The organism is Spirosoma pulveris, assembly GCF_054781875.1.
In genome coordinates this window covers 145,630-157,558 of sequence record NZ_BAAGTO010000002.1, presented here as the reverse complement: position 1 = coordinate 157,558, position 11,929 = coordinate 145,630, and the positions used below count along the sequence as shown (strand labels likewise).

Below are 11,929 nucleotides of genomic sequence, written 5' to 3'. Positions count from 1 at the left end.
TTTATGGCACGATGCGAAAGTGGCGTCGGTCGGAATGGGCTGAGCAGAACTGTTTTCGCCTGACGGAGTATCTTGGGTTAAAACGCCAAATATCCTGTACCTAAACGGGATGTCTGGCGTTTTAGATTTTTAGTGTAACCCTGTTAATATGATGTTTACCTTTACGGCACCTATGCGTTTTACTCTATACCATTCATTTGTTTTTCTGCTGATTGGTAGCTCACTATTACTGACGGGGCATCGGGCTCTGGCTCAGAAAGAAGTGCTTTATTCTCAATATCTGCAGAATCCGCTGAGCATAAATCCGGCCTATGCGGGCAGCCGGGAGTCGTTTAACCTAACCGCTTTTCTCCGGCGGAAATGGATCAGTGTCCGGTACGCACCCGTCACCCAAAGCGTCTCGGCCGATGGAGCCATTGCCAACGGGCGGGTTGGGTTGGGCTTTCAGGCCTTGAATGACCGGATGGGCCTCTTTGCCACAACGGGCGTTTATGGGAGCGTTGCGTACCGCTTCAATCTGCCGGCGCTGGCTAAACTAGCCATTGGTGTACAGGGTGGCGTCAATGTCGTGCCGATCTTCGACGTCACAACGGCCGCCAGTATAAACCGCGCGGTTGCCAGTGTGGGCGTTGGCGTATATTACCAGTCCGACCGGTTTTTTGCCGGTGTGTCGGCTCCCGAACTCAGCGGCCAGCTAACCGACGTAACAGGGCGGTACGTATACAAGAGTATTCGGCCCATTATGATCCAGGCGGGTGTTCCCATTGAGGTGGATGAAGGTACTGTGCTGATCCCATCGGTACTTATCTCCAAAGTAGCCGATCGCCCATTGGGGGTGGATATTAACCTGCGGGCCTGGTTCAATGAAGAAATCGGACTTGGCTTGTCGTATCGCCAAAACAGTCCCGGACTCATTCAGACAAACTACATCCAGGCATTTGCCGAATACCAGCTTACCAAAGCCATTCGGCTTGGCTACACGTTTTATTCGCAAACCCCTGAGAGCCCTAATGCCATGCAATACGACCAGAAAAGCGTGCACGAAATTATGCTTCGTTTCTCGCCAAACTCGCTGAAGTTTACCTATTAGTTCGGGTCTTAAGGCAGGTGTGAACGTAAACTGAAAATAATTAATAACTTAGGCCCAAAGAAACGTAACTCAACGCCCGTTTGAAATCGTACGACGATCTTTCCGGGGCTGATATGTTGCGCTATCTGTCGGCCAACAGTCGTATGCCCAGTCAAGCTATTATTCAGAATCTATACATCCCCAGCGATCTCGACCGTGAGTTTCCGCTGGCTCCTCATTTTGTGCAGACATTTGGGAGCTATCCGAATTACATTCATTTCAATGATGATTTTAAGCCCTCCGCTCAGGCCCTGCTGGATGGCCGGGGATTTGTGCTGATTAATCATTCAACCCGCGTCAATGACGAGGGCTGGCATACTATCGAACGGGTCTATCAGCACGAAGAGGGATTGGTGCTGAAAGCCGAGTTTGTAGGCGACCGCTTCTTCCGGCTCTATGGCTATTACCGCGATGAAGCCTCGGCCAAAACACTGCTGGAAGGGTTTCAGGAGCATAAATACGTCCATGAAGATAATCAGACCCATATCTACCTTATCCAGAGTGGGCTGGGGGGGCTGCACACCGAACGGGTCGAGATTTTGCCGCCCGACATTGATATCGATCTGCATTATAACGACGATTTTCCGGCTGTTCACGAGCGATTGGTGACCTTGCTGGCGCAGCCCAAAAGTAAAGGGCTCATTCTCCTGCATGGCGAACCCGGAACCGGCAAAACGACCTACATCAAGCACCTCAGTTCGCTGGTCAAGAAGGACATGCTTATTCTACCGCCCTACATGACTAACTACCTGACATCGCCCGAGATCATTCCGTTTTTACTGGAAAATAAGGAGTCGGTACTCATCATTGAAGACGCCGAACGGATTCTGCAATCGCGCGAAGCCGGGGGCGATACCAACAGTGTTTCCAACATTCTAAACCTGACGGACGGCCTGCTGGCCGATTGCATGCATATTCAGGTGATAGCCACGTTTAACGCCAGTAAACATTTGTTGGACAAGGCCTTGCTTCGCAAAGGGCGGCTTATGGTCGACTATGCCTTTGGGAAGCTTTCGCCCGTAAAAGCCAATAATTTGCTCACGCATCTGGGGGTAGAGCACCGGACGGACCAACCCATGACCCTGGCCGATATTTTCAACCTCGACGACCAAACGGTTTCCGGCGAACGGCAGGAAGCGTTAAAGGTTGGCTTCTAGCCACCTTGATACGCTGGGCCTCCGCGCAATCGATATCGTATGAAATACGGCTGCTTATTTTTTCTTGTTTGGATAGGCAGCCTGCTTTCGGCAGTTGCTCAAACGGGTTTGCCGCCCGTTTTCACGATCAGAGCCGACTCGATACAAGCCCCCGATACTACGCATATTCAGATACTTGAAGACCTGACCGGGAGTTTGACATTCGAGCAGGTTCGACAAAGTGCCGCATTTAGGGCAGCGCCCTTCTTCGACCCAACCCGGCGCGGGCACGTGTACTGGCTTCGGATGCGGCTCCGAAATGCAGGGACCGATACCCTGAATCTGTACCTCGGCGATTTCAGTAGTAACTACCTGGATATGTTCTGGCTGAATCCCCAGAATAAGTGGCAGCATCAGCGTACCGGCGAGATGATGCCGCTCAGCCAGATACCCGCCCGAAATGGAAACAAAGAGCGCAACCGGGTATTTTTTAGTCTCGGGCCGGGTCAGACAACCACCGTGTACCAGCGGTCGGAAAATGCGTTATGGCGGCCGCCACTAACCTATCTGTCAACGCAACTGGAATCGGAGGAGAGTCGAATCAGGTCCGTTTTCAACTACATTCGGGTAGAGAACGGATGGGAGGATTATTTCTTCGATGGCATTATTATCGGCATTCTGTTGCTGGCGGTCTGTTATAACCTGCTTATCTTCTTCTCGATCGAAGACCGCGTTTACCTGTACTTTGCCATTTGTCTGCTCTTCTTTACGCTGGACAGAAATGCTTTTCGGCTTCAATTGGCGTTTTTCGGCGAGTACCCATATCTGTTCAAGATGCTGTCTCATTTCTTCTTCATTACCTTTTTTATCTTTTTTATTCAGTCGATCCGGAAATTTACCCAGCCCACCCCCGTCTTTCCCCGATTAAACAAAGCGATAACAATCTCTCTGGTAATCACTGCTTTAGTCATTGCCGTTCAATTCTTCTCCTACAGAGAGGTGTGGTTTTCATTAGACGGTATCGACACCGTTATCGAAATACTAATTCGGGTGGTGTATATTCTGTGCACCATCCTGATCCTGAAGATAAGGAAAACAGGTTCATCCGATGCTCGATTTACGCTGCTGGCCACTACTCCGCTCTTTGTCTTCTGGCTGCTGACGCTGTTTCCTGATGCATTACTCAAATCGGTTGGTTTTGCTGCTACCAGAAGCTTCTGGAATGTCATGAGTTACATCGAAAGTGGCTGTTTGGCCTGGCTCATTATCGTCTTTTCTGGTGCGCTCATGAGTCGCTACAATTTGGCAAAACAGCGGCTGGCCCAGCAGATCATCGAAAAAGAGCAGCTTCAGCGGGAACGGGAGATTGAGCGTAACCGGATTATTGAAGAACAGAAAGTTGTACTGGAACAGCAGGTTGAGGAACGAACGGCTCAGCTAAAAGCCTCGCTCGAAGACCTGAGGATGACCCAGGATCAGCTGATTCAAAAGGAAAAGATGGCTTCGCTGGGCGAAATGACGGCGGGTATTGCGCACGAAATACAGAATCCCCTCAACTTCGTCAATAATTTTTCTGAGGTTAGTATCGAACTGCTCGACGAACTGAAAGAAGGGCCATTGCAGAAACTGCCCGATTCGGAGAAAGAATACGCCGGAGAGATTCTGGGCGACCTAACGCAAAATCTGGAAAAGATCACGCACCACGGAAACCGGGCCAGCAGCATTGTCAAAGGGATGCTCGAACACAGCCGCACGGCAAACAGCGAACGCCGGCCAACCGACCTCAATGCGCTGGCCGATGAGTTCATGCGCCTGTCGTATCATGGCCTTCGGGCAAAAGACAAAACCTTCAACTGCGAGCTGGTGACCCACTTTTCGCCTAACCTGCCCCCCGCATCTATTGTGGCGCAGGAGGTTGGGCGGGTGCTGCTGAACCTGTTCAATAATGCTTTCTACGCCGTTTCGGAGAAGAAGAAACAGCTCGACGCTGTAGGCCAAACGGGCTTTAAACCAACGGTTAGCATTAGTACCAAAGAGGTTGAAAATGGACTGGAGATTCAGGTGGCCGATAATGGCACCGGCATCCCGGAGGCTGTAAAGACCAAGATATTTCAGCCCTTTTTTACCACCAAACCCACAGGAAGCGGTACGGGTCTGGGCCTGTCACTGTCGTACGAGATTGTCACAAAAGGGCACGGCGGGCTGTTGACCGTTGAGAGCGACTCCGCCACGGGCACCGTATTTAAGGTGATCTTGCCGATTGGCCGGGCTGGTGAATAGTAGGTTTTTAGTAGATGGGCCCGTGAGTTGCGAAGCGATAGACCGTGAGTACGCCCGGTTAGGTAGGTGTGTGAAAGTAGTTTGAAAAGGTAAACTTTATCTTTGTTGAATTACATAACTGCCTTATGAGCCGTATCCCCTTTTTTAGCCGACTCTTCCCTTCATTCACCTTACTGCTGGTTGTAACCCGCCTGTTCGCGCAGGTTAGCGTTCAGCATCTGCTCACCGAAAATCGCACCAATCCCGTTGGGCTGGATGTGACAATTCCCCGCTTAAGCTGGCAGCTCGTTACGACCAAACGCAATGTGCTGCAAACGGCTTATGAGATCCGGGTTGGTACCGATGCCGCATCGGCGGCTAAAGGAGCAAGCTGGCAATCGGGCCGGGTAGCGTCCGAACAATCTGTTCATGTGCCTTATGCCGGGTCTGCCCTCCAACCCAGCCAGCGGTATTACTGGCAGGTGCGGGTCTGGGATAATACGTCCGCCAAACCGTCGGCCTGGAGTGCGCCCGCCTACTGGCAAACCGGTCTGATGAGTGCCGCCAACTGGAAAGCCAGCTGGATTCAGCAGGGTTTCCCCGGCGATAGTGTTCATAGCCCCAGCCCTATGTTCCGGAAAACCTTTGCCGCTTCGAAAAAAGTGCGCTCGGCCGTTCTATACATGACGGCGCATGGCATCTATGAAGCGCAGATCAATGGGAAGCGCGTTGGCGACGCTTACCTCACACCCGGCTGGACCAGCTACAACCAGCATTTGCAATACCAGACTTACGATGTTTCGAACCTGTTGAACCAAGGGCCGAATGCCATTGGTGTAACGCTGGGCAGCGGCTGGTATCGCGGACGAATGGGCTGGGCCGATCAGAAAAATATATACGGCAAAGAGCTGGCCCTGCTGGGGCAACTGGCCATCACCTACACCGACGGAAGTTCGGAAACGATTCGTACGGATGAGAGCTGGAAATCGTCCACTGGCCCCGTCCGTTTTTCCGAGATTTACGACGGCGAAGTGTACGATTCGCGGCTCGAAAAAATAGGCTGGACCCTGCCCGATTATACCGATGCCAACTGGTCGGGTGTAGTCGTTAAGCCGTTTGGCTACACGAATCTGGTAGCAAACTACAACGAACCCATCCGCCGACACGAAACCGTAAAGCCCCTAAAGGTGATCACCACGCCGAAGGGGAAAACAGTGCTTGATTTTGGACAGAATCTGGTGGGCTGGGTGCAACTGCACGTAACGGGTAAAGCGGGTGATAAGATCGTCCTTTCACACGTGGAAATGCTCGATAAATTTGGTAATCCCTATCTGGAAAATCTGCGTACCGCCAAAGCCCAGGCGACTTATCTGCTCAAAGGCGGTACCGAAACGCTGGAACCCCATTTCACCTTCTTCGGCTTCCGGTATGTGCAGGTAGACGGCTTGACCGGCCCAGTCAACCCCGCCGATTTTACAGCCGTAACCCTGTATTCCGACATGCCAAAAACCGGCGAGTTTACCACGTCCAACCCGCTCATCAACCAATTGCAAAGTAACATTCAGTGGGGGCAGCGCGGTAATTTTCTCGATGTGCCTACCGATTGCCCCCAACGCGACGAACGGCTGGGCTGGACCGGCGATGCCGAAGTATTCTCGCGGACAGCAGCGTTCAATTTTGGCGTGAACAGCTTCTTTACCAAATGGCTTAAAGATGTTTCGGCCGATCAGTTTCCCAATGGGGCGGTGCCCTTTGTGATCCCCGACGTACTCAGGGGGCCAAACCCCAGTATGGCCGGAGCCGCTGGCTGGTCGGATGCGAGCATCATTATTCCCTGGAACATGTACGTTTCTTACGGCGACCGGCGGCTGATTGACCAGCAGTACGCCAGTATGAAGGCTTACCAGATGTACATGGAAAAGGTGGCGAAAAACGACCTCTGGAGCGAGGGTTTTCAGTTTGGCGACTGGCTGTCGTTCGTTACGACAGAGGGTAGCCCGGCTTTTGAAGCCAAGTCCGCGTTTACGGATGTGCATCTGGTGGCGCAATGCTTTTACGCCTACAGTACCGATCTGATGCGGAAGACCGCTGCAGTACTGGGCAAAACAGATGATGCCGCCCATTACACGGCTTTGCTGGAACGGATCAAACAGGCCTTTCAACAGGCTTACATGACGCCCAGCGGCCGATTGATTTCGGATACCCAAACCGCCTATGTGCTGGCCCTGCAATTCGATATGCTGCCCGAAAACAAACGGGAACAGGCCGTTGACCGACTGGTCGACAATGTAAAAAAATATGAGAATCACCTGACAACGGGTTTTCTGGGTACGCCTTTTCTGTGTCCGGTACTGAGCCGGTTTGGCCGTACCGATGTGGCCTATAAATTGCTGTTGCAGGATACGTATCCATCCTGGTTGTATCCGGTCAAGATGGGGGCTACGACCATCTGGGAGCGCTGGGATTCGATGAAGCCGGACAGCACGTTTCAAAGCCCGTCCATGACCTCGTTCAACCACTATGCCTACGGCGCTGTGGGCGACTGGATGTACCGCACCATTACGGGCATCGACACCGACGAAACTAAAACGGGGTACAAGCACACGATCATCAAACCGCAGCCGGGCGGGGGCTTCACCTCGGCAGAAGCCAGTTTAAAAACTTATTACGGTACGGTTCGCTCCGGTTGGAAACGGGCTTCAGATGGTTTGACCCTAACTGTCGACATCCCCGCCAATACCACGGCCACGATCTATGTTCCGGCGAAAAATGCGGAGGCTGTCCAGGAAGCGGGCAAACCCCTGGGAGCCGCGGGCCTGGCGGTTGTCGGAACGGAACCCGGTTATGTGAAGCTAAACGTTGGTTCGGGCACGTATACATTTACCAGTTCCGGTTTTTGAGGGAACCGATACCACGCTGAGGAATCCGGTACTAAACAAGCCTGTTTTTTCTGTATTATTTGTCGTTAAAAATAGGATGATTTAATCATGTTTTAATAAGTTTAAGGCTAAATCAAACTTAGTAAAACGTTTATGAAGCTTTTCTCTATTGTACTGGCAACCGGCCTTTTAATCACATCTACACTGTATGCACAGGATTCTCCAACCCGTGAGGTGGGTCTACGGCTCACTAGCTTCGACAGCTTTGGTATGGTTTACAAAAAGAAGCTTGACGAAAATACCTATCGGCGGTATCGGCTGGCCTTTGGCAATCTGAGTGCCAACTTTGTGCGTAGCAATTCGATCATCGGATTTTCGGCAGGTGGAGCGATGGGGAAAGAAAAGCGTCGGGCTCTTTCGGATAAACTTCAGTTCATCTACGGTACCGAGTTGATTGCCAGTGTTGGGCTGAGTTCATCGAACACGGGAACCCTGACAATTGATAACGGAGCCGGTGGAACGACAACCTATACTGGGTCCAATATACTGGTTGTAACGCCTACGGTGGGCATCGGCTTTGTGCTGGGAGCACAGTATACTATCAATCCACGATGGTATGTCAGTGCTGAACTTATTCCGTCCATCACAGCCAGCGGCTCTTTTGGTAATGGTAACACCATTTACAGTTTCCAGGCCGGGTTCAACTCGTCGAGTGCTGGCCTGACGGGCGCGTATCGGTTTTAAGGGAATCGGATCTGACACAGCAACGTGTCAGATCCGCCCCGAACCTGTTTTACAGACTATACTTACCAACGACGTACAGGTTAATAGTCAGCCTTTTTTACCGTGTATTTATCGCCTAGGTTACTGAGCCACCTTGTCTGCGCGCGCTGGGCATCCTCCATGCTTTCGTAATAATTGAAGTCGCTGGTGCACATTTCGTTGGCTGGATCGCAATGGCTCTGCACGTAGGTATTGTACTGTTTGCTGGCCTTTTTGATTTCCTCATCGTCCAGTTTCATCTGTTTGATGGCGGTGTAAAAGGCTTGCGGTTTTCGGCTGTTCCCCGCTTTCAGTACTTCTTTGGAGAGCCCCCAGTAATAATAGGTGGTGCTGGTGGGTTTAAAAAGAGCCAGCAGAGCAGCCCGGCTGTTATCGGTGCTCAAATAGGTTTCTTCAAAATCGGTGACCACTTTATCGGTAACCCCGCTTTTCAGCAAACTGCTTCTGAACAGGTTATAGTCTGTTGTTCCGTTTGACAGTTTAAGAATAGTCTGGAGCCATTTCCACATCTGTTGACGGCCAATTTTCTGCTCCAGAGCGGTTAACAGCAACGGGATGTATTGGTAGCGGTACGTCTCACTGATTTCGTCCGGTGCGTTGATCTTCCGTAAAGGCGTGAAGTGGGTCATGTCTTTCGTTGCGCCAACATAACGTTTAAGCTGACGGTCGTAAAAACTCTGCCCAATCAGGTCGCGGGTGGCTTGCAGGGAGATGTATTCCGTCATGCCTTCCAGAAAGGCCCAGCGCAGCGTAGAATTTGGCGTTACGACCGATCCAAAATAATAGTGCCCTAACTCATGCGCCATGTAGGATAAAAGGGATGAGTCGGCTAACGTCAGCTTTTTGGGGTCGACCATCGTGTTCAGCCAGCCTTTCGGGCTGACGCTGGCAATGGTTGGGTAGGTAACAAACAGCCAGTCGTTGCGTTTGGAAACAGGGGTGCTGGCCAGCAGGGTAATGTCGGCTCCGTATGGAATCTGAAGGTTCTGTGCGTAATACCCTTTAATTCGGGAGAACCAGCCATCAAGCACACCGGCCTGTGGTGCGGTGAGCGTCGTATTGAGCAGATACGTGTTTTTCTCCTTTCGGAAATCGAAATCGCCGACAAACAGGAGCAGCGGAAAGGGGCGGTCAGACCGGAATCGAGCCTGCTGGCTATACTGCGGTGGACAGCCGTTCAGGTAGATGGCTTTCGCATCGGGCGCATGAATGGTTAGGTCGAACGTGACATTCTGATAGTCTTTGTCTTCTGTGATGTCGTACAGGATCGGGTACCAGGCCGTTTGTTCAGCGGCTCGCAGGGTTTTCCCGTTAAAGGCGATGTTCCCTTTCCAGTCACCCCATTCGCTGCGTTTCGCAGAGTCGCCCGAAACGGGGAAGGCGCCTACATAGCTTACCTTAAATCGGCCGGGCAAGTACCGGCCCTTCTGGTCCTTGTCGGGAAACCAGTATTGAAAACTCTCATCGGACTTGTCTGGTTTGTACTCCCGCGCCGACGTGTACGAAAACGAGTCGGTACTATCTCTGAAGAACTGGATGTTCATACCCGCGTTTAGCCGAATGGCGTAATTTGGCGTTTTGGGGAGCCTCGACACGTCAAGATCGGCTTTAAATGTGCCATTCTTGATGGATATATACACGTCGCCGGTAATGTGCGGGGTTTGAGTATACCCCCAAAAGCTGGTCAGGAGCAGGGTTGCCAGGAAAAGGTTGCGGAGATTCATACGTGTTGATTGTCAGTATTGCCAGAAGAAGAGTTGCTCAAACCCTTACTCATCAGGCTCCAGCCATTCGCCGATGCCACCCTGTTTGAATACTAACCCGGTAGTAGACTGCTAAGCAGATGACCTGGTTTTGCTTGCTAAAATCAATAATTAAACTGACTTGTATCAGGTTGATAATGAACTAGCTGCGCTTGTTTTGCACAATAAGCAAACCCCGGAATCGGTGGCGCTTAGCCTTAACTCAGGTAAAACTCGCTCGTATGAAAACCATCGTTTTAGCTACCGACTTCTCGTCCAATGCCAATAAAGTCGCTCACTTTGCCATGCAACTTGCTCAGGCGCAGAAGGCGACCCTAATCCTGATGCACGCGTTTCATTTCTGGCCCGGCAATCCGGCCGAAACGGGAATGGACTTTCCGTTAAGTGCAAAAGCTATGCACGACGACAAGCAGAGTTTACTCACTCATCTGGCACATACATTAACGGAACAGTACGGGACTGATGTTCCCATTCACTGCATTACAAAAGAAGGCTACCCCATACCGGCCATTCGGGAAGTTGCGGAAGCCGAAAAGGCCGATTTGATCATTATGTCCACGACCGGTACAGCCCCACAAAGTGCTCAACTTATGGGCAGTGTGGCCACGAGTATGGTGGCCGAAACCACGGTGCCCCTGTTGCTTGTTCCGCCTTCTGTTGGGTACGCCGATGTGAAAAACGTGGTCCTGGGCGTTGATCTCGATACGCCCCCCAACGCTGTAGCCCTCGATACAGCGCTTCGGTTTGCTCGGCAGTTTGGCTCCGTGGTCAATCTGTTGTGCATTTACCCGCAGCCGGCCGATGCCCGCGTTCGGACAAGGGCCGAACACATCCGGGAACTGATGGTGTCGGTACCGCATACGATGACTATCCTGTTAGATGAAGATATCTACGATACGCTGCTGACATTCGCTCACGAGAACAAGGCCGACCTGATCATGATGATACCTCAGACGCACAGCTGGTTCAGACGGTTGTTCGTGGAGGGCCAAACCGAGCGGATGGCCCGGCTAACCGATATTCCGCTGCTGGCCATTGTGTAATGCTTTATGGCTAAGACACACACGTCCATACGCTTTCGACCCGGGGGCGTGTAGTCCGGTTTTATACGCTCGCTTATTTGCTGTCCTGGCTGTTCTGGTCGGCTTATTACCTACTACAGCCATATGGATGTGGGCGGGGTTCCGGGCTGGCTGTTCAGTCTGGCTACGGGGTCTGTGCTGTTTACCTGGCTATTCAACTCCTCGGGAGGTAATGTAGTGGCCTGTGCATTTCCCACGGTATGAATATCGTATTCATGACCAACCTCAACACCGCCGATGTAAGCGCCTAAACGGGCATCCTCGTTACGGTGATCGGGGTTGTTGTGGTGGCGGTCTACAAAAAGGAGAGTCTGTCGCGAAGCACGAAAGTTACCGAAGATGGATAACCCTATAGCGATCACCGTTCCCTCAGGCGCTTGTACCCCCAGATGCCCGCCAGCAGCAGCCCCATAAACACTACCAGGCCGAGCATGCCCCAGGCCAGACTTAACACATCTTTGAGAACCACCAGAAAAACGATGCTGAACAGCAACAGCGTGGCTACTTCGTTCCAGATTCGGAGTTGAGTGGAACTGTAACGTAACTCCCCGCGCTGTTGCTGCCGAAAGATCACATGGCAAGCCAGGTGATAAGCGTACAAGCTCGCTACAAACGCCAGCTTAACTGCCAGCCAGGGCGGTGTTGCCCCGTAGTTATACCAGGTACTCAAACCCAGAACGAGCGTAATCAACGCCGACGGCCACGTAATGCCGTACCAAAGCCGACGCTGCATGAGGGCAAACTGAGTTTGCAGCACCTGTCGGGCCGCTTCGGGCTGGTCGGCGGCTTCGGTGAAGTAGATGAACAGACGGGGGATGTAAAAAAGTCCGGCAAACCAGGTTACCACGAAAATGATGTGCAGGGCCTTGAGGTAGAAAAACGTCATGGCAACAAAGGT

At 51.9% G+C, this 11,929-nt stretch carries 9 protein-coding genes; 6 read left to right on the top strand and 3 right to left on the bottom strand.

Annotation, left to right across the window (positions count from 1 at the left end):
* Nucleotides 1–172: 172 nt before the first annotated feature.
* The 5 genes from ACYVJM_RS08980 to ACYVJM_RS08960 all read left to right on the top strand — a co-directional run bounded on the left by ACYVJM_RS08980 (nucleotide 173) and on the right by ACYVJM_RS08960 (nucleotide 8,147).
* Nucleotides 173–1,090, top strand: coding sequence for a PorP/SprF family type IX secretion system membrane protein (locus tag ACYVJM_RS08980; protein WP_461147886.1), 918 nt, complete (start codon nucleotides 173–175; stop codon nucleotides 1,088–1,090).
* 113 nt (nucleotides 1,091–1,203) lie between these two features.
* On the top strand, nucleotides 1,204–2,286 hold the full coding sequence (locus ACYVJM_RS08975; protein ID WP_461148635.1) for an AAA family ATPase: 1,083 nt from the start codon (nucleotides 1,204–1,206) through the stop codon (nucleotides 2,284–2,286).
* A 39-nt stretch (nucleotides 2,287–2,325) separates the two neighbouring features.
* The gene (locus ACYVJM_RS08970) at nucleotides 2,326–4,545 is read left to right on the top strand and encodes a sensor histidine kinase (RefSeq protein WP_461147885.1); all 2,220 of its coding nucleotides are present in this window, start codon (nucleotides 2,326–2,328) and stop codon (nucleotides 4,543–4,545) included.
* A 125-nt stretch (nucleotides 4,546–4,670) separates the two neighbouring features.
* Entirely contained in the window at nucleotides 4,671–7,424 is a 2,754-nt protein-coding gene (locus tag ACYVJM_RS08965) for a family 78 glycoside hydrolase catalytic domain (protein WP_461147884.1), read from the top strand.
* A 132-nt stretch (nucleotides 7,425–7,556) separates the two neighbouring features.
* The gene (locus ACYVJM_RS08960) at nucleotides 7,557–8,147 is read left to right on the top strand and encodes a hypothetical protein (RefSeq protein ID WP_461147883.1); all 591 of its coding nucleotides are present in this window, start codon (nucleotides 7,557–7,559) and stop codon (nucleotides 8,145–8,147) included.
* 80 nt (nucleotides 8,148–8,227) lie between these two features.
* Here ACYVJM_RS08960 and ACYVJM_RS08955 read toward each other — a convergent pair whose 3' ends face one another.
* Nucleotides 8,228–9,910 carry a hypothetical protein gene (locus ACYVJM_RS08955; RefSeq protein ID WP_461147882.1) on the bottom strand — a complete coding sequence of 561 codons (1,683 nt, stop codon included), beginning with the start codon at nucleotides 9,908–9,910 and terminating at the stop codon, nucleotides 8,228–8,230.
* A 260-nt stretch (nucleotides 9,911–10,170) separates the two neighbouring features.
* Here ACYVJM_RS08955 and ACYVJM_RS08950 point away from each other — a divergent pair, with 260 nt between their 5' ends.
* Nucleotides 10,171–10,992: a universal stress protein gene (locus ACYVJM_RS08950; RefSeq protein WP_461147881.1), complete on the top strand. Its 822-nt coding sequence runs from the start codon at nucleotides 10,171–10,173 to the stop codon at nucleotides 10,990–10,992.
* 113 nt (nucleotides 10,993–11,105) lie between these two features.
* Here ACYVJM_RS08950 and ACYVJM_RS08945 read toward each other — a convergent pair whose 3' ends face one another.
* Both ACYVJM_RS08945 and ACYVJM_RS08940 read right to left on the bottom strand, forming a co-directional pair.
* The gene (locus ACYVJM_RS08945) at nucleotides 11,106–11,393 is read right to left on the bottom strand and encodes a hypothetical protein (RefSeq protein ID WP_461147880.1); all 288 of its coding nucleotides are present in this window, start codon (nucleotides 11,391–11,393) and stop codon (nucleotides 11,106–11,108) included.
* Entirely contained in the window at nucleotides 11,390–11,917 is a 528-nt protein-coding gene (locus tag ACYVJM_RS08940) for a CopD family protein (RefSeq protein ID WP_461147879.1), read from the bottom strand. Before ACYVJM_RS08940 ends, ACYVJM_RS08945 begins: the two co-directional genes overlap by 4 nt.
* Nucleotides 11,918–11,929: the final 12 nt, after the last annotated feature.